The sequence below is a fragment of the Paenibacillus sp. FSL R7-0297 genome (genome assembly GCF_038009025.1).
GTDB lineage: Bacteria > Bacillota > Bacilli > Paenibacillales > Paenibacillaceae > Paenibacillus_AQ.
Genome location: NZ_JBBPAQ010000001.1, coordinates 3,402,495 through 3,420,474 on the forward strand (window position 1 = coordinate 3,402,495; position 17,980 = coordinate 3,420,474).

Here is a 17,980-nt window from a genome sequence, read left to right on the forward strand (position 1 = left end):
CCTATATAGCCCAGGACAGAATAAAGCCCTGGCCGGACTTTATTCTGCCTGTTGTAATGGTTATTTGCTGTACATTAAAAGCCCTCGACGCCTTTGTCCTTCATCAGCTGGCTGAATTTCTCATCCCAGGCCTTGAGTACGCCCGCAGCGTCCAGACCGCCGGCGAACTCATCCTGAAGCAGACGGTACAGCTCGCTGCGGTCTACGATCATGTAAGCATCGGTAGTCAGTGTAGTCTTCTTCGGTGTGATATATTGATCGACAATCTCCTGCTTGTATTCCGGAAGCTTCGGCGTAGTGACATCGCTGAAGTTGGAGACGGAGCCTTGGCTGTCAACCATTTTCTGTGCGACTTCTTTGGTGGCGAGGAACTCCAGGAATTTCTTCGCTTCATCCATATGCTTGGCTTTCTTCGGAATGAACAACTGGCCGCCCAGCGGGCTTGCGCCCAGACTTGCATCTTCAGAGGAAGGGATGGCGAACAGGCCCAGATGCACATTCGGATCTTTTTCGGCCACGTTCACAATCAGCCAGTCTCCCATGAACATCATCGCGGTTTCCTTGTTCAGGAATTTGCCCACGGCCATATCGTAGCTGTCGCTGAGGATGTCAGCGTTGGTGTAGCCTTTCTTGTAGACCTCGTATTGCTGCTCCAGGAAGGTAGCGAATTCCGGAACATCGGACCACTTCTTGCGGCCGGCATTGATGTCCTCGAACAGGGAAGGTTCGTTCTTGGCAGCCCAGTCGGCAAAAGCGGCAGCCGGCCAAATATTCGCCGCCCAGTTATCCTTGAACGGCATGAAGACCGGTGTAATCCCGCTGGCCTTGATCTTCTCGCATACGGCCAGGAATTCCTCGTAGGTATTCGGAATACTCAGCCCCAGCTCCTTGAAGATATCCTTGTTGTAGACCACTCCCTGCATGCCTGTATCCTGGCTATAGTGGAAGCTGTATACATGACCATAGGCGGAGAGAACGTCCTTATTCAGCAGCCGGCTCACCCAAGGCTCATTGTCCAGAATTTCGAAGTTACGCTCCAGATTGAGATCCGTGGTGGCACTGGCCAGATTGTACTGAATAAGGTCGGGAACCTCGTCAACCGCCAGCTTGGTCTGCAGCACGGTGGCGGTCTGTTCTGCCGGAAGCAGCTGGAGATTGATTTTGATATTGGTTTTTTGTTCGAACTCATCCAGTACATCCTGGGCCACAAACGCCGAATCCTGCGAGCTTTTGGAGATGGCCAGCTCAATGGTTACCTTTTTGCCGCCACCGCTGCCACTGCCGCTGTTCCCATTTCCACCGCTGTTGGTAGCCGCAGCATTGCCGGAGCCTGAATTGTCAGAGCCGCATGCCGCCAGGGATAGGGTCATTACACCCGCCAACACGCCTGTTGCGATTTTTTTCATTTTGCCATTCATGTGATCGCCCCCGTAGTGATTTTTTTCTGGTGCCTTTGAATCCGTTTACATTTCTGATTATAGATTGATGCCTGTGCAAGGTACATGTTTGTACGTGACTCTTTCTGTGTAATATTCTGAACTCGTGGGCCGCTTGTCCAATTGCCGGTTTGGTTGTAAAGTAGGGACATCAAACGGTTCAGGGAGGATTCAACTTGGCTAACCTTCTCAACAAATTCGGCAGAGGCAGGGTTCAGGCCAGTCTGCAAACGAAGTTTTTCTTAACCTTCATGCTGCTCCTGCTGATTGTGCTGGGCTGCTTCCTGGTCTATGTCAACATCATGGTCATCAAGCCGCTGAAGGACAAGACCGAGAATGAAATGAAGATGGCCGCCGCCAAAGTCAGCGATCAGCTCAATCTCTATATCAATAACCAGAACCAGCTGTCCCAGCGGATTCTGTCGAACAAAGACGTCTTCACGCTGCTGTCCGCCGGTGATTACTCGCAGCTTACCCTTGAGGGACTGACCCGCAGCCGCAGGCTCAAGGATATCATGTTCCAGGCACTTGGCCCGAGTCTGAACATTGAAGATATGATTATCTATGACCTGAAGGGGGCAGAGGTAGCCTCCTATATCGGATATGCCGGCAACCAGACCTCACTTGTCCCATTCCTGGAGGAGAGCGGGAGGCTGGCGACTTGGAATGCAAGCGGTTACGCCGTGTACCGTCAGGGGGCGGATGTTATCTCCTTTGTGCGGGCAATCAGGAACCAGAACGGTCAGGTGTTCGGCTATCTGGCGATTCAGCTGGATCAGGAATATCTGACAAGATCGGCGGCCGGCATTGCAGGCGGCAAGGTATACATTGTTGATCCGGACGATCAGCTGATCTCAAGCTCCCCGGTGCTTCAGGAAGGGGAAGCGGCTCCGGAATTTGCCCCGGCTTCAGCGGCGAGCGGAATCTATTTAAGCAGCAGCCAGAGCTATGTGGCCTATCATAGATCTGCCGAGACGGGCTGGACCACCTATGTTGTGACCTCGAAGCATGTGGTGCTGGGTTCTGTCAATTCGGTGAAATACATCTCTATTCTGCTGATTACAGCGCTGATTCTATTCTCGTTCATCTTCATCTACTTCTCTACGAAGAACCTGCTGCTCCCCATCCGTAAGCTGCGCAGCCAGATTCTGCGGATTAATTACAGCAATCTGAATGTAAAGGCGGATACGCGCACCCACAACAATGAGCTGATTCAATTGAACGGGGCTTTTCAGGAGCTGCTAGAACGGCTGCAGGAATCCATCGAACGGGAGAAGCTTGCGCTGCACGAAGAGGTGAAGTCGCGGAATTCTGCCCTTCAAGCGCAGATTGCCCCTCATTTCATCCACAATGTTCTGTATCTCATCAGTATCGCCGCACAGGAGGGGAAGAATGTGGTCGTAACCGATATGTGCAAGCATCTGTCGGACAGCCTGCGCTATATTGTGTCCTCCCCCTATCAGCATGTCACGTTAACGGAGGAGCTGAAGCATACCCAGCATTATTTGTCTCTGATTCAGCACAATTTCGAGGACGACCTTGAATGGGAGATCGACGAGGATGAGGTGTTTGACCGGATCGAGCTACCCCGTCTTGTCATACAGCCGTTCGTGGAGAATTGCATTGAACATGCTTTCAGGAACACGGATCCGCCATGGAATATCAAGGTAAGGGTGAAGGTGTACAACGGCCTGTGGGCCATCGAAATCCGGGATAACGGAGAGGGCTTCGAGCCAGGCAGAATCAAGGAAATTCTGGATAAAATCGACGGCTCGGATTCAGGGGTGTACGAGCTTCAGCATAATACTTCGGGGATCGGCAATATGGGCATTGTGAATACAGTGAACCGGTTGAAGCTGATGTACAAGAACCGGCTGTTCTTCAACATCTACAACCATTCAGAGGAGGGCCGGGGAGCCACGGTTCAGATTATTGCATCCATGAGTAAAGACTTCTACTAAACCGGGAGGGACCGCAATGTATACCGCTATTATTGCAGAAGACAGCAAGCCGATCCTGCGGAATATCAGGGCTCTGATGCAGTCAATGGAGCTGCCCATCGTCATCACCGCCACGGCGTCGAACGGGCTGGAGGCATTGGAATATATCAAGGCTCATTCTGTCGATATCCTGCTGACCGATATCCGTATGCCCAAGCTGGACGGGCTTGCGCTGATCGAACAGTGCAAGCTGGTGAATCCGAATTTGAAGGCAGTACTTATCAGCGGGTACAGTGATTTCGAATATACGCGCAAAGCCCTGAACCTGCAGGTATTCGATTACCTGCTGAAGCCTGTCGAGCGCCATCAGCTGGCCGAGGTTATGCAGCGGCTGATTGCCCATCTGCAGGAGCAGCAGGGCAGTATCAAGGAGCTTCTGGAAGGAATCGCCGAGCCGAGGTTCCTCATGGCGCTAGCGCCTGAGACCTGCTTCGCTGCCGGGGACAAAATTATGCTGATCCTCCGCAGACAGCCGTTCACACCCTGGCCGGGACCGGACCGCTGGAATCCGCAGGTCATTCGGTCTTCTCTGAACGAGGCCTGTGCACCCTATGAATGCCTGGTATTTCCTGCCCTGAAGCCCGCTCAGTATCTCGTTGTTTTAAGCAGCCAGGTGCTGGAAGCACACCCGCCTGTTCATGAATGGATGAAGAGAATCTATACGCTGCTGCAGCTTCAGGGCATAGAGGTGTCCATAGCGGTGGAGCCACAGCCTGCAGTGAACCGGGCGCTGGGCAAGGTCTATGAGAGGCTGGATCAGCTGATGAATGAGCAACTGTCTGTGTCCAGCCGCCTTATGGACACGGCGTACACATTGCCAAAGGGAATACTGCCCGGTGGTGACTTTGTGCGCTTGACGGCGCAATTCACAGACATGATTGCACAGCGGCAGAAGGAGCGCTGTATGCTGCTGCTGGAACAGCAGCTGATGCATTTTAGAACGGCCAATATCCGGATTGCCGAGCTGGAAAGGTTCATCTGGTCGCTGGCAGAAGCCTTTGGCAGCATAAGCTCCGATCAGGATTCAGAGGACGGGCTGAAGCTGGAGGAGGATGTCTGGCAGATGCTGGAGAGTGAGGACTATGATGCTTTCACGGAAGCGGTGCTGGACTGGACGGAGCAATGCTTTGACTGGCTGAACCAGCAGAGGAAGAAAAGTGGCGAGGAGCTGTTCCGGCAGCTGGATCAATACCTGCAGGAGCATATCTACTCCCAGATTTCCATTGCCGAGGTGGCGCTCAAATTTCATGTGAGTCCATCTTATATCAGCAGGGTCATTAAAAAATATTCGAATAGGACCTTCGTGCATTACTATATGCAGCTGAAGATTGCCGAAGCCTGCCGGCTCCTTACAGTGAGGCCGGAGATGAAGGTGAAGGAGCTGTCGGAGGTGCTGTCGTTCGGAGACCAGCACTATTTCTCCAAAGTATTCAAGGAATACACGGGCGCAAGTCCCACAGAGTACAAGGAAGGACAGACGGGCGGGAGCTAGGAGGGCGTGGCTGTCCTGATGGGTCGGTGATTTTGATAAGAATATGTTCCAAACCCCAAAGGTACTGATTCTCTAAAAGAACGGTACCTTTGCTATTGGCTGTATTTGCCGGGCGGGGTGCCCGTGATGTTCTTGAAGGTGCGGATAAAGTTGGCGTAGTCATTGAAGCCGGACAGGTAGCAGGTATCAGATACGGAGTTTCCGGCAGCCAGCAGCTGCTTGGATAACGCTATCTTTTTGAGCAGGACGTAACGGTAGATGGTTCCTCCGGTCTGCTGCTTGAACAAGTGGCTCAGATAATATTTATTGACGTTCAGTTCTCCGGCTATATGCTCCAGGGACAGATTCAGATGCAGGTGGTTGTCGATGTAGCTCATGGCCGATTGAATATGTGAGGAAATAATGCTGGGTACGGCAGAGCGGGTCCGGCTGTATAGCTCATTAACGATTACCAGAATCTGAATCAGGTAAGTCAGAGCCAGCACCTCGCTGCCGTATTGCTCACTCTCCAGTGCCGCAATAAGAAGTGAAGCTAGTGTCATATATTCGGTTAGCAGCGGTTCCTCCATCTGTGCCAGATTATTCTCTCCGGGCTGACGGTTCTGGAAACAGGCGAGCAGATTGGTCGTTGCCGTGCAGAAGGGATAGATCAGCGGAGCTTTGAAATGAATCGTGAGCCGTTCATAAGGCTCTGGGGATAGATTGATGATCTTATGAATCTCGTGATTGTTGAACAAGAGAACATTGCCCCGCTGCAACGGATAGCTGTATTGGTCGACGAATCCGTTCACACTGCCGCCGAGAAACAGGAAGATTTCATAGTGGTCATGGATATGGAAGTCCCTGGTCGGGGAGATCGGGGAATTGCCGATTCCGGCCAGAATATCGCCGTTGAATGTTTGATGATACCGGGCATGCTTCATAGTCATTGCCCCTTTCAGATTAATCGCAACAAACGCAATAAAACATCATTATTCGCAAAGACATTGCAATAATACCACACTACACTAGAGAAGAAGAATACCTGAAAGGGTGGAATTGTGAATGAAGGGTAAGGAACAGCGAAAATACTGGCTGGACACGATGCTGCTGATCGGAGGGCCTGTGCTGGAGGCTTTGGCCAAGCGGCAGCTGAAAGAACAGCTGCCTACGGAGTTTCACAGTGACCGGAGCCAGTTTGCCCATCTGGAAGCCTTTGCGAGACTGGCCTGCGGGATGGCCCCATGGCTGGAGCTTGAGGGCCTGGAGGGAGAAGAAGAACAGCTTAGAGCCCGTTATACCGCGCTGATGCTGGAAGCCCTCGATGCGGCTGTAGATCCGCAGTCGCCTGACTATATGGAGTTCAGGACCGAAGGCCAGCCGCTGGTCGATGCGGCCTTCCTGGCCCATGCATTGGTGCGCGCACCGAAAGCGATTACAGGCCGGCTGGATGAGCGTGTCAAAGGCAATCTGATACTGGCGCTGAAGCAGACGCGCCGGACTGCTCCAAGCGGCAGCAACTGGCTGCTGTTCAGTGCAATGGTGGAAGCGGCTTTGTATATATTGGGTGATGCCGACTATGACCGGATGCGTGTCGGTTATGCGGTTCATATGTTCATGGACTGGTACAAGGGTGATGGGGTTTACGGGGACGGCAAGGATTTTCACTGGGATTATTACAACAGCTTCGTGATTCAGCCGATGCTGGTTGATGTCGTGGCTGTCTTTGAACAGGAATCGGCGCAATATGCTGCACTTCAGCCGGTGATTATGGAACGGGCGCAGAGATATGCCTCCGTGCTTGAACGCAGCATTGCCCCGGACGGCACCTATCCGTTCCTCGGGCGCTCGATCGTGTATCGCTTCGGCGCCTTTCAGCTGCTGTCGCAGGCGGCGCTGCAGCATTTCCTGGAGGAGGCACTGCCTCCGGCACAGGTGCGCAGTGCTTTGACCGCCGTGATAGAGCGGATCATGAATGCTCCGGGTACACTGAATGAGAACGGCTGGCTGCGGCCGGGGATCTACGGCTATCAGCCGGAGCTTGCGGAGAGCTACATCAATACAGGCAGCCTCTATTTATGCGCTGCTGTATTCCTTCCGCTGGGGCTGCTTCCGGCAGATCCCTTCTGGTCGGGTGAAGCGCTGAAATGGACTGCGCTGAGAATAGCAGACGGTGAGAATGTCATGCGGGATCATGCGCTGGAATAATGGATATTCACCCGCTTTAGGTGCTTTAGCGAGAATGAGGTGCGGCTCTGATCAGAAGGTGCACCCATAAGGAGGAGATAACGGGCATGAACAGACAGGAGCTTGCCGGAATTGTGCAGGACATGAAGCCGGCGGATTGGAGCTTATATTATCCGCAGGGCGATTCGTCTGCTTTTTGGACCAGGGCGATATCATCCGGAGGATTACAGGCAGACATTAGCGAGATTCGCGCAGAAGCGCAAAGGCTGGACGGTCAGCCTATATCCGCGCTGACGTATACGTTATTTTCTATTTTTGCGCGTACAGGCTCGAGACTGGAATATGAACGGGTCTATTTCGAACGGAGAAGAAGACTGAATACCTATGCATTCCTAAGCCTGCTGGAGCCGGATAATACGGGGGCTCTGGAGAAGCTGGAGGATATCCTCTGGGTCATTTGCGATGAGTACACCTGGTGTCTTCCGGCCCATCTTCCCGCAGACCCTGACGCTGCTGAGATCAGCCGGCATATTGACCTGTTCTCCTCCGAGACGGGATTCACTTTAAGTGAAGTATTATTGCTGCTGGGGGACCGGCTTTCGCTGCTGCTCCAGTCCCGGATACGGCATGAGGTAGAGCGCAGAATCTTCCGGCCTTTTCTTGAGCAGGGGCCATATTTCTGGGAGACATCACGCCATAACTGGGCGGCAGTCTGTGCGGGCTCCATCGGGGCAGCTGCGCTGCTGCTGGTGAAGGAACCGGCCATGCTGACGGATATTCTGCTGAAGACAGAGAGCAGCATGAGTTATTATCTGGAAGGCTTCGGGGACGACGGCGCTTGTCTGGAAGGGCTGGGCTATTGGAATTATGGTTTTGGCTATTTCACTTATTATAGCGATCTGCTCCGGGCAAGAACCGGAGGCAGGCTGGACTGGTTCAAGCAGGAGAAGGTATCGCAGATTGCCCGTTTCCAGCAAAAATGCTTCATTGACGAAAGTCATGTCGCCAATTTCTCGGATTCGGTGCCTCAGGTACGTGTGCATATGGGCTTGTCCCATTATCTGGCTGAGGCCTGCACGAATGTCCTGCGTCCCCCGTCTGGGCTCCGCGCTCCGTTCACTGAAGATCATTGCAGCCGCTTCGCACCGGCTCTGCGGAATCTGATCTGGACCAGAGCGGGACGGGAGAACGAAGCCTGGGAGGCTGCCAGTTATTATCTTCCGGATGCCGCATGGATTGTCTCGCGTCATGTGCCGGCAGCAGGCTCCTTTGGGTTCGCAGCCAAAGCCGGCCACAATGATGAGCCGCACAATCACAATGATCTGGGCCACTTCATTCTAAGCGGCCGGGGAGAGATCTTCGCTTCTGACCTGGGCAGTGGAGAATATACCGCTGATTATTTCGGTGCCGGACGCTACAGCTATGACTGCAATGGATCACAGGGACATTCGGTGCCAATCGTAGGCGGCCAGTACCAGGGTGCAGGCCGGGAGTTCAGCACCGCAGTGCTGCATGCATCTGCGGCGGCGGAGAAGGATGAGCTGACACTGGAGATGGCACAGGCTTATCCGGTGTCAGGCTTGCAGTCCTTAGTGCGTTCGCTGGTCTGGCATAAAGAGGACCTGCCCCGTCTGGAATTGACAGACACCTACCGGTATGAGGGAGCTCCGGCGGGTTGGACAGAGCGGTTTGTAACCTCGCGTAGACCCAAGCTTCTTCACCCGGGCAGCGTACTGCTGCCGGGCACTGCGGCGGGTCACGGTGTTGAGGTCACTTATGAACCGGAGGCAGTCCGGCCGGAGATTACCGCGCATGTGTACCGGGATCACTATGGCCAGGAGACGCTGTGGCATAGTCTGGACTTCCATGTTCTACAGCCCGGGGCGGAGGGCACATTAGCATTCACTTTTCAATTTCTGTGAAGATTGAATCAGGCGGCCCGAATTCCAGGTACCCGCATCCGCCGCAGTTACCGCTTCTCTGGTGGGGCATATAACCCGCATAGTAGACGATTCCAACAAAGCGGCCGGTCCATCGCTGGTGTTCAGACGGACTAGGTCAAAATGTTGTATTTTATGCAGGATTGTACAATGGGGCGGGGAACCGGGTGATTTTTGCGGCAACAGCAGCGCCGGAAAGCTGCCGCGTACGCCGCCGGGAAGCAGCAGCGCACGCCGCCGGAAAGCTGCGGCGCACGCCGCCGGAGCTCCTGCGCCCCCATCGGAAAGCGCCGAAAGCCCCCTGATTTGCCCTGGTGAAAGCTAATTCTTTGGCAGATGTGTTTCGTTTAGCTTATATAGATATGCAATTCAATTCAAACAAAGGCGGGATTCAGATGAGTGGAACAATACAGCAGGCATGGGTAGATGAGGCTTGGAGCAAGGCACTGGAGAAAACGCGAGCAAACAGCTTGAGAATCGGCGCGGAATTCCCCCATGCCAGCCAAGGCGGCAAGTATGTACTGGAGACACCGAGCTGGTGGACCGCCGGCTTCTGGCCGGGCATGCTCTGGCAGCTCTACGCCGGGAGCGGAGACGAGAGCCTGAAGGAGATTGCCGAACGCTGCGAGGAGCGGCTGGACGAGGTACTGGATGGATATGGGAAGCTGGATCATGACTTAGGGTTCATGTGGCTATTGACCAGTGTAGCCAACTACAAGCTCACGGGCACCGAGGAATCACGGGTCCGGGCGCTTAAGGCTGCCAACTATCTGGCTGCCCGCTTCAACCTCAAAGGCCGCTATATCCGCGCGTGGAATCCATGGAGAGAAGGAGAGGACAACAGCGGGGTCGCTATTATCGACTGCAGCATGAATACCAGCCTGCTCTTCTGGGCTTCTGAAGTAACCGGAGACCCGCGCTACCGGCATATCGCCGAGGCCCATATGGACACGGTGCTGGAACATTTCATCCGGCCGGACGGCTCTGTCTATCACATTGTCAATTTCAACCCGGAAACAGGCGAAGTGGTAGAGAAGCGCGGCGGTCAGGGTTACGCACCGGAGTCGGCCTGGTCGCGCGGCGCGGCTTGGGCACTTTACGGGTTGTCGCTGGCCTATCATCATACCGGCAAGCAGAGCTACCTTGATGCATCCAAGCAGGTTGCCCATTTCTTCCTGACGCATCTCCCCGAGGATCAGGTTCCGCATTGGGATTTCCGGGCTCCTGGTGAGATCGGAGAGATTCGTGACAGCTCCGCCGGTTCCTGCGCGGCGAGCGGCTTGCTGCTGCTGGCAAGCCAGGTGGATGAATCGGAGGCGCATGTGTACCGGAACGGCGCGCTAAGAATTACGGAATCCCTCTACCGGAATTATGGGACCTGGGATAATTCGGAGGAAGAGGGGCTGCTGCTTCATGGTACAAGCAACTACCCGGAGAACCGGAATATCGATGTTCCGCTGATCTACGGTGATTTCTTCTATGTCGAAGCGCTGGCACGGATCAAAGAAGCCGGCCCGTTCTACTGGGAGTAGGGAGATTATGATGACTAACGGCAAAGCAGCATCCGAAATATTATCCTCGCGGATTGCAGACAATCCGCTGAAGACGCGGGCGGACCTGGTGACTGCACTTGAACAGCTTACGGGTCCGCTGTGTCCGCTCTACAGCAAAGGCGGCGCAAGACTTGAGATCGGCAGAACCGGAGCGAGCTATCCGGCAGCAACTGCCGGGATGGAAGGTTTTTCCCGGGTGTTATGGGGGCTGGTTCCCTTGCTCGCTGGAGGCGGAAGCAGCGAAATCCGGGACATCGTGCTGGAGGGTATCCGGCATGGCACCGACCCTGCCCATGAAGAATATTGGGGAGATGTACGGGATTACGACCAGCGTCTGGTCGAGATGGCGGCCTTCGGCTTCGCGCTTGCAGCGGTTCCGGAGCAGATCTGGTCACCGCTTGCTCCTCAGGAGCAGCATCACCTGTACAACTGGCTGAATCAGATTAACTCCCATCCCTGTTATGACTGCAACTGGCTGTTCTTCAATGTACTTGTTAATGTTGGATTCCGCACCATCGGCCGCCCGTATGATGCGGTGCAGCTGGAGAACAATCTGCAGCGGATGGATGCTTTCTACCTGGGCGAGGGCTGGTACAGTGACGGTGTTGACGGGCACTGCGATTATTACGGGCCGTTTGCGATCCATTACTATTCGCTGCTCTATGCGAAGCTGATGGAGCAGGAGGATCCAGAGCGTTCCCGATTGTTCAAAGAACGGGCCCGGTTGTTCGCCGCCGGTTTCCTAGGCTGGTTCGCCCCGGACGGCTCCGCGCTTCCTTACGGGCGCAGCCTGGCATACCGCTTCGCCCAATCGGCGTTCTGGAGTGCCTTGGCTTATGCGGATGTTGAAGGCTTCCCTGCCGGTGTGGTGAAAGGCGTTGTTCTGCGCAATCTGCGCTGGTGGTTCAGCCAGCCGATCTTTGATGCGGCAGGCGTATTGACCATCGGATACACGTATCCGAATCTGGTCATGGCGGAGAATTATAATGCTCCCGGCTCACCCTACTGGGCCCTGAAGACCTTCCTGCCGCTCGCACTTGGTGAAGAGCATCCGTTCTGGAACGAAGAGGAGCTTCCCCTGCCGGAAATCCCGGCAGTTATGGTTCAGAAGCCTGCACATCTTGTCCTAGTCCGCGAGCCGGCCTCCGGTCATGTGGCGGCGTTCAACAGCGGCCACCAGTACACGAATGAGCATACCCATACCTCGGCCAAATACGAGAAATTCGTCTATTCCACAGGCTTCGGGTTCAGCGTGCCCCGTTCCGAGTGGGGACTGTCACAGGGAGCATTCGATTCCATGCTTGCGCTTAGCGAAGGCGGGGACAATCTGTATCGCGTGCGGCGCCGGAATGTGGAATCTGAGATTACGGACAATGTTCTGCGGTCTGTCTGGAAACCTTGGGCCAATGTGGAGGTCAGAACCTGGGTTGTAGCGGGACTGCCGTGGCATATCCGGATTCACCGGATCGAGACAGGCCGGGCACTAGACGCCGCAGAAGGCGGGTTCGCCCTGGGCCAGGAAACGGAGCTTGCGCAGCAGATTAGCCGATCTGGTGCAGTTGCGTCTACAGCTTGGGGAACCAGCGGAATCAAGGGGTTGAAGGGTTACGGGAAGGCAGAGCTGATCTGGCCCAATGCCAACACGAATGTACTTCGTCCCCGGACGGTACTGCCCACATTGACGGCTACACTTGAGCCCGGAATTCACTGGCTGGCTTCGGCCGTCTACGGTGATCCGTCAGCGGATCCTTCAGATCGGCAGGCGAACGGAGTCAGTAATATTCTGGAGCAATCTCCCGAGTCCTTGCTGACGGTTACTTTTGCTGAGGATGGCATCACGGTTCAAACTACGGGCGAAGCAGAAATTTTTATCCCGATACAATAGAAAAGGGCTGCATCTTCAAGTGATTGTGAGGGTGCAGCCTTATTTGATTATATGCATCTCATATGACCTCATCTAACGCGTTTGGAAATCGAGTGAGCTTCATTCATCTGCAGCAAGTCCCACAAATTACCATATAAGTCCTTGAACACAGCAACCATTCCGTAGGATTGTTCTTTGGGCTCTCTAACAAATTCGATGCCTTCAGAGACCATTTCCTTATAATCTCTCCAAAAGTCGTCGGTGTTCAGAAATAGAAATACACGACCGCCTGTCTGATTGCCTATAAACTGTTCTTGTTCAGTTTTCGACGCTCTGGCAAGTAAAATTGTCGTACCGGAAGAGCCGGGGGGGGCAACCACTACCCACCGTTTATCTTGCTCTGGCTGATATGTATCCTCAATCAATGTGAAGCGCAGCTTTTTTGTATAAAAATCTATTGCTTCATCGTAATCTTTTACAACCAAAGCGATGTGTATAATAGACTGAATCATTTCTTAGCACCCTCCAATTCAAGTAATAGATCATCTTGTGTGTACCTGTATTATTCTATATTACTGATATTAACTGGTGAAAACCACTTTGGCCAAATGTTTGCTGAGGGTTTGCAGTGACCACATTACGGTATGAGATAGGCTTAAATGCACTAACTCACTTCTTTAGTTCTGATGCTGTACCAGTATCTCCCCCAGCAGCTCCCGTGTATCTGCCCACAACCTGCGCTGCATCGCTTCATCGCCGCCAGGGGATACCGGTACAATGGACTTTCCTGTGCCCACGTTAAAATAACCTCCGGTTACTGTCCCATAAAACGGGTCCACGATTAACCGGGTGATAATCTCTGCTCCTCTTCGCGGGTCTCCGAGCCGGATGAGCTTCAGGATCCGCTCGATCACAGAAGCGAACCGCAGCTCGCGTCCCAGTCCGGTTACATTGAAGCCCGGATTCAGGGCATTGACGGTTATTCCGCTGCCTGCCCATTGCCGGGCCACTTCTGCCGTGAACATGATGTTTAGCAGTTTGGTTTTGCCGTAGACAGGAGAGGAGCCCCGGGCAGTAAAAGCAGCAGTATCCGTTAAGTCCCCGGGCAGGCGGAGTATACCATGACGGCGCGAAGCCTCTGAGGCTACGTTGACTACTCTGGCCTTGCCTGCATTGCGCAGTGAAGTCTCCAGTCTATGAGTCAGCAGCCACGGTGCCAGATAGTTCACAGCCATCATCTCTGGCAAACCTTCGGTAGTGGTGCGGGGCTCGAAGGCGTGGATTCCTGCATTGTTCAAAAGTACGTCGATGGAAGGGCAGGCGGCAGTAATTTCAGCGCTAACCCGGTTCACATCCTGCATCAGCGACAGATCCCCATAGACAAAACGGATATTTGCAGCAGGCTGACGGGCCTCAATGATGGTTCTGGTAGCCGCGGCACGTTCTTCACTGCGGGCAGTCAGGACAAGCGCATAGCCTCTTTCCGCCAATTGGATGGCAACAAGCTGTCCCAGTCCGCTAGTGGCTCCGGTGATGACAACGGTTGGTTGTTTAGGCATGGTTATTCTCCTTTAAGTGACGTATAATTGATATATGTCCACTATAATTATATGATGGATATATGTCAACTATATCAGTAACTGTTATCTTTGAAGATAAGGACAGGTGAATGAATATGAAGCAGGGCCCCATAAACGATAACCAAGTAAACAATGACCCGATAAACATTAATCAATCAAAGCTTGACTCAAGAGAACAGCTGGAGCTGGCGCTGGGAGAGCAGCTTAACGCACTGATCAGCGCAGCGCATGCGCTGAATGTCAAAGCCGCCGCGCGCTTCGATTCCTCGTTGCAGCCGGCTGCCTTCCATATTGTCCGCTGGCTCTATTCCTATGGGCCGGCAAGTGCTGCCGCCATTGCGGAAGCAACGGCTATGGACCGCAGCGCGGTCAGCCGTCTGATCAAACAGCTGGAGTCTCTGGGCTATGTGAGCCGGGAAGCCTCACCCGATGACGGCCGGGCCATCCTCCTCTCGCTGACGGAGCAGGGACAGCAGCAGACAATATCAGCCCTGAACGAGAAAGGTTCCGTGTTCTTCGGGCGGACTGCGGTATGGAATGACGACGAGCTGCATCAGTTCATTTACATGCTCAAGCAGTTCAACGGGTTATAAGCTGGTGAGCGGGATAGCACCGGTAATGCTTGCAGCTGGAGCAGTTGGCGGAAACAGCAGTCATCGCCGGCCCCATAGGCGGAAATGAACTGATCGACAAGCTGATTGCAGAAGGCGTCCTCAACGTCACATCGATTTAAGGCAAGCGGGAATGCTACCGGCTGTAGCTGGTTGAAGCTCCAATGCCTGTCGTGGACCGGGCGCTTGTCATTGCCGGCAGCGATAAACGCGGGACAATTTATGGCATCTACCGTAGCAGATCAGAAATTCCCTTCGTGCGTATGGACGGGCGGGCGAGCAGCTGCTTGAATTTATCCGTGACTATCTGGGACCGGCTTTTGAACAGCATGGCCTGGATACAGAGATTTGGCTGGGTACGATTAATGCGCCGGAGCCTTGGGATGAGTGGATGAAGCAGAAGGACAGCGGATTCGATGCCTATGCGCACACGGTGTTAAGCGATCCTGAAGCATACAAATATGTGCAAGGCGTTGGCTACCAATGGGCGGGCAAATATGGCATTCAGCGTACGGTGCAGGCTTATCCTGAACTGCGCTACATGCAGACGGAGAATGAGTGCGGGGATGGGGTGAACACCTGGTTTTATGCCAAATATGTGTTTAACCTGTATCAACATTACTTCACCAATGGCGTGAACGCCTATATCTACTGGAACATGGTGCTTCAGCCGAAAGGCCGCAGTACTTGGGGATGGGAGCAGAACTCCATGATTACTGTAGATCCGGATGAACCGAAGGCCGTGCATAATCCCGAGTTCTACGTCATGAAGCATTTCGCTCATTTCATTGGCCCCGGCTCCCGCAGAATCGGACTGAAGCGCAGATGGACAGGCAACGCGCTGGCATTCGGGACGCCGGAAGGCAGGCGGGTGCTGGTGATCGCGAATCCGTTCAAGGAAGCAAGAACGATTCTTTTGGCTAAAGATGAAACGCAATATATGCTCAATTTGGATGCAGAATCTTTTAATACCATTGTTCTGTAAAATAGAATCACATGACTCCATCCGCCGTCATTTCAAAGCAGCTGACGGCGGATACCCCTTCATGCTTTTGAACACATTGCTGAATTACGCCACATCATGATATCCGCAGTGCTCCGCCACCTCAGACACATTGAACCCGCCCGCAGACAGAATCATCTCGGGATTATTGACCCTGACCCTGTTCAGGAATTCTTTGCAGGTGGAGCCGGTATTCTGTTTGAACAGCTTACCCAGGTAGACGGGATTCAGTCCGATCCACTCCGCCAGATCTTTAATTAAGGGGAATGATAGATAAGAGATTATCAATTGTAGGCTCCGCAATTTCCTGCTATACTTTTGGCATGTTATTGGATAGGGGGTTACACTGATGGCAACGAATTGCTCATTAGCTAGGAAGTCCTCATGCAGAGCCTGATCTGGGGCGATACTTTGCGTGGGGTGCGGCAGGAAGATCTTGATCGCCCAAACTGATTTTATCGTTTCTAATTAGCAGGCTCTGCACCTTATTGGATTGACCAATATGAATAAGGGGCTGAAGAGCTGTGACTACAACATTTATTAGAAACCATCAATATAATTATATTAAGAAACAATCGGATTTCGTGCTGAAAACACTACGGTCTGTAGCAGATCGCCGTGTCCTGGAGACCGTACGGTACAGTGCTGAGGTGAATGTGAATGAGGCATTTTCTTCGCTGACCACCGAGCAGGAGCAGATGCTGAAGCCTATCTCCACCCTGGAGAAAGCCGAGGATTTCCAGCAGTATATCAGCGGCTTCGAGCCTTATCTGGAGCCATTTCCGCCGATTACACTGAAGCAGATTCAGAAGCTGTTTCCTAAGAATAAGAAGATGAAACTACCTGATTTACAATCATTTGATTTTCGTTATGTGACGTATCTGGCCTGGGCAGACATTGCCACGAATAAGCTGTTCATCGTCTATCCATACGAAGGACAATTCATCGGCGTAGAGGGCAGAATAATACCGACCCAGAAGAAAGGCTATTGCCTGTTCTGCAACCGCCAGCAGGAGCTTGCCTTCCTTACAGTCAAGACCAAGCCTGAGCTTGCTTCAGCCGATAACATTGCTTCTGTGGGGCAATACGTATGTATAGATAATCATGGATGTAATCAGAGTATCACCAATATAAGCTCGCTGGAGAGGTTCGTGCTCTCGGTGCAGAAATAGCATGATATAGCTGCAAAGGGACTGCCCATAGGAATACGGGTCAGTCCCTTTGTCTTAGTCCATGCCTCCAGCACTTGCATGGCTTACTTAGATGGCTGCTTTGCACTAAACCACTTACCCGTTTCATCGTCAGCGCAATCGGCTAAGTGATAGACACCATCGTCATTTGTGATACTGCTGCACAGAGTATTTGCCTGCAATTTATCTCCATTTTCATCCTCGCTGTTATCATAGGTATAACTGATTTTTTTCTGATCCCGTTTATATTCAAGCGTGTGGAAGATAGGATCTCCTTCATCTGTATATTTTGCGATTTTAACAGTGGCATCCTGACCATTGTTGTAATTTTCCACGAATTGTTCGAAATACGTATAGTTAATAATCTCACCTTGAACATATACAACATAACCTTTCTTTGCAGCCGCTTCATAATGCATTGAATTTGAGCAAGCTACTATAATTAACGACATCAGCAACATATATATACATACTCTTAACATCTTCATTCTGTAGCCCTCCATTAAACCGTTTAACAAAAAGACGATAGAACGTCAAAGAATGTTTCTGACGTTCTACCGTAAAATTGTACTAATTTATCCTATTCCAAATTCAAATCTGTTAGTGCTCTGACTTCTTTTAGTTCCTCTTGATCTACGGCAGCAGGAATCAATGAACCATTAGCTTCATCAATTTCAAATTTCCCTTGATAGGCACCTGTAACTACATATGTTCCTTGTGCTTCGGGGATGGGTCCTTCATATTTCTCCAAATAAACTATAGCTTTATCTCCAATTTTCAAAACACTTGAATCCTCGAACACATATTCCGTATTGTTGTAATTACCACCAGTTTCCAGAATATTCACTGTGTCAATGGAACCGCCTTTATAATGTTCATTTACATTGGCATTTGATACGGTAAATATTACACCCTCATATTCAAAAGATTTAGAATCATTCACCTCAACTTCATAAATAGCATCTGAACCATAAGTGAGTTTAGACACTGTATTGAAATTTTCGGCCAGGTCTCCATGATATTCTACAACCTCTTTTGGGGAAGCTGTAGAAGTTACTTTATCCGTTACATTATCTGTTAATTTCTAAAATTATAAATATTTTTAACGATAAAATGAAAATTTAGTATTTTATTGTCTAAAAATG

Annotated in this window: 15 protein-coding genes and 1 pseudogene; 9 read left to right on the plus strand and 7 right to left on the minus strand. The window is 52.2% G+C overall.

The annotated features are described in order from the left end of the window. Positions 1-74: 74 nt before the first annotated feature. Positions 75-1,418 carry an ABC transporter substrate-binding protein gene (locus MKZ24_RS14790; protein ID WP_042238155.1) on the minus strand — a complete coding sequence of 448 codons (1,344 nt, stop codon included), beginning with the start codon at positions 1,416-1,418 and terminating at the stop codon, positions 75-77. Between the two features lie 194 nt (positions 1,419-1,612). Between MKZ24_RS14790 and MKZ24_RS14795 the strand changes: the two genes are divergently transcribed. Further along, positions 1,613-3,397, plus strand: coding sequence for a cache domain-containing sensor histidine kinase (locus tag MKZ24_RS14795; RefSeq protein ID WP_340784110.1), 1,785 nt, complete (start codon positions 1,613-1,615; stop codon positions 3,395-3,397). Between the two features lie 16 nt (positions 3,398-3,413). After that, positions 3,414-4,928: a response regulator transcription factor gene (locus tag MKZ24_RS14800; RefSeq protein ID WP_340784112.1), complete on the plus strand. Its 1,515-nt coding sequence runs from the start codon at positions 3,414-3,416 to the stop codon at positions 4,926-4,928. A gap of 92 nt (positions 4,929-5,020) precedes the next feature. Here the strand turns inward: MKZ24_RS14800 and MKZ24_RS14805 are convergent, their stop codons facing one another. Further along, positions 5,021-5,851 carry a helix-turn-helix domain-containing protein gene (locus MKZ24_RS14805; RefSeq protein ID WP_052416642.1) on the minus strand — a complete coding sequence of 277 codons (831 nt, stop codon included), beginning with the start codon at positions 5,849-5,851 and terminating at the stop codon, positions 5,021-5,023. A gap of 121 nt (positions 5,852-5,972) precedes the next feature. Between MKZ24_RS14805 and MKZ24_RS14810 the strand changes: the two genes are divergently transcribed. From MKZ24_RS14810 to MKZ24_RS14825, 4 genes are all read left to right on the plus strand, one after another. Further along, positions 5,973-7,115: a DUF2264 domain-containing protein gene (locus tag MKZ24_RS14810; protein ID WP_042238149.1), complete on the plus strand. Its 1,143-nt coding sequence runs from the start codon at positions 5,973-5,975 to the stop codon at positions 7,113-7,115. A gap of 86 nt (positions 7,116-7,201) precedes the next feature. Further along, complete coding sequence (locus MKZ24_RS14815) at positions 7,202-9,016, plus strand: heparinase II/III family protein (protein ID WP_042238147.1); 1,815 nt, start codon at positions 7,202-7,204, stop codon at positions 9,014-9,016. A gap of 413 nt (positions 9,017-9,429) precedes the next feature. Next, the gene (locus MKZ24_RS14820) at positions 9,430-10,566 is read left to right on the plus strand and encodes a glycoside hydrolase family 88 protein (protein WP_042238145.1); all 1,137 of its coding nucleotides are present in this window, start codon (positions 9,430-9,432) and stop codon (positions 10,564-10,566) included. Positions 10,567-10,573: 7 nt separating this feature from the next. Further along, entirely contained in the window at positions 10,574-12,472 is a 1,899-nt protein-coding gene (locus MKZ24_RS14825) for a DUF2264 domain-containing protein (protein ID WP_231637694.1), read from the plus strand. A 68-nt stretch (positions 12,473-12,540) separates the two neighbouring features. Here the strand turns inward: MKZ24_RS14825 and MKZ24_RS14830 are convergent, their stop codons facing one another. Together MKZ24_RS14830 and MKZ24_RS14835 are read right to left on the minus strand one after the other, a co-directional pair. Further along, entirely contained in the window at positions 12,541-12,963 is a 423-nt protein-coding gene (locus MKZ24_RS14830) for a VOC family protein (protein ID WP_042238143.1), read from the minus strand. Between the two features lie 165 nt (positions 12,964-13,128). After that, complete coding sequence (locus tag MKZ24_RS14835) at positions 13,129-14,010, minus strand: SDR family NAD(P)-dependent oxidoreductase (RefSeq protein ID WP_042238141.1); 882 nt, start codon at positions 14,008-14,010, stop codon at positions 13,129-13,131. Positions 14,011-14,126: 116 nt separating this feature from the next. On the opposite strand from MKZ24_RS14835, the gene MKZ24_RS14840 reads away from it, so the two are divergent. Together MKZ24_RS14840 and MKZ24_RS14845 are read left to right on the plus strand one after the other, a co-directional pair. Continuing rightward, complete coding sequence (locus MKZ24_RS14840) at positions 14,127-14,624, plus strand: MarR family transcriptional regulator (protein ID WP_042238138.1); 498 nt, start codon at positions 14,127-14,129, stop codon at positions 14,622-14,624. A 252-nt stretch (positions 14,625-14,876) separates the two neighbouring features. Continuing rightward, positions 14,877-15,627, plus strand: a pseudogene (locus MKZ24_RS14845) (glycoside hydrolase family 30 protein); the annotation flags it as partial. 84 nt (positions 15,628-15,711) lie between these two features. On the opposite strand, the gene MKZ24_RS14850 reads toward MKZ24_RS14845, so the two are convergent. Next, positions 15,712-15,933, minus strand: a complete 222-nt coding sequence (locus MKZ24_RS14850; RefSeq protein ID WP_340784126.1) for a helix-turn-helix domain-containing protein — start codon at positions 15,931-15,933, stop codon at positions 15,712-15,714. A 236-nt stretch (positions 15,934-16,169) separates the two neighbouring features. Here MKZ24_RS14850 and MKZ24_RS14855 point away from each other — a divergent pair, with 236 nt between their 5' ends. Continuing rightward, positions 16,170-16,817 carry a FusB/FusC family EF-G-binding protein gene (locus tag MKZ24_RS14855; protein WP_340784128.1) on the plus strand — a complete coding sequence of 216 codons (648 nt, stop codon included), beginning with the start codon at positions 16,170-16,172 and terminating at the stop codon, positions 16,815-16,817. Between the two features lie 83 nt (positions 16,818-16,900). Here MKZ24_RS14855 and MKZ24_RS14860 read toward each other — a convergent pair whose 3' ends face one another. Both MKZ24_RS14860 and MKZ24_RS14865 read right to left on the minus strand, forming a co-directional pair. Beyond that, the gene (locus MKZ24_RS14860; RefSeq protein WP_340784130.1) at positions 16,901-17,323 is read right to left on the minus strand and encodes a DUF4362 domain-containing protein; all 423 of its coding nucleotides are present in this window, start codon (positions 17,321-17,323) and stop codon (positions 16,901-16,903) included. Positions 17,324-17,415: 92 nt separating this feature from the next. Further along, positions 17,416-17,823, minus strand: coding sequence for a hypothetical protein (locus MKZ24_RS14865; protein WP_340784132.1), 408 nt, complete (start codon positions 17,821-17,823; stop codon positions 17,416-17,418). Positions 17,824-17,980 lie beyond the last annotated feature (157 nt).

What these genes read in the sequence shown, in the direction of transcription:
- MKZ24_RS14800 (WP_340784112.1), top strand. Translation starts at nt 3,414, where the DNA reads ATGTATACCGCTATTATTGCAGAAGACAGCAAGCCGATCCTGCGGAAT.
- MKZ24_RS14790 (WP_042238155.1), bottom strand. Translation starts at nt 1,418, where the DNA reads ATGAATGGCAAAATGAAAAAAATCGCAACAGGCGTGTTGGCGGGTGTA.
- MKZ24_RS14830 (WP_042238143.1), bottom strand. Translation starts at nt 12,963, where the DNA reads ATGATTCAGTCTATTATACACATCGCTTTGGTTGTAAAAGATTACGAT.
- MKZ24_RS14805 (WP_052416642.1), bottom strand. Translation starts at nt 5,851, where the DNA reads ATGAAGCATGCCCGGTATCATCAAACATTCAACGGCGATATTCTGGCC.
- MKZ24_RS14860 (WP_340784130.1), bottom strand. Translation starts at nt 17,323, where the DNA reads ATGAAGATGTTAAGAGTATGTATATATATGTTGCTGATGTCGTTAATT.
- MKZ24_RS14815 (WP_042238147.1), top strand. Translation starts at nt 7,202, where the DNA reads ATGAACAGACAGGAGCTTGCCGGAATTGTGCAGGACATGAAGCCGGCG.
- MKZ24_RS14810 (WP_042238149.1), top strand. Translation starts at nt 5,973, where the DNA reads ATGAAGGGTAAGGAACAGCGAAAATACTGGCTGGACACGATGCTGCTG.
- MKZ24_RS14840 (WP_042238138.1), top strand. Translation starts at nt 14,127, where the DNA reads ATGAAGCAGGGCCCCATAAACGATAACCAAGTAAACAATGACCCGATA.
- MKZ24_RS14820 (WP_042238145.1), top strand. Translation starts at nt 9,430, where the DNA reads ATGAGTGGAACAATACAGCAGGCATGGGTAGATGAGGCTTGGAGCAAG.
- MKZ24_RS14825 (WP_231637694.1), top strand. Translation starts at nt 10,574, where the DNA reads ATGATGACTAACGGCAAAGCAGCATCCGAAATATTATCCTCGCGGATT.
- MKZ24_RS14835 (WP_042238141.1), bottom strand. Translation starts at nt 14,010, where the DNA reads ATGCCTAAACAACCAACCGTTGTCATCACCGGAGCCACTAGCGGACTG.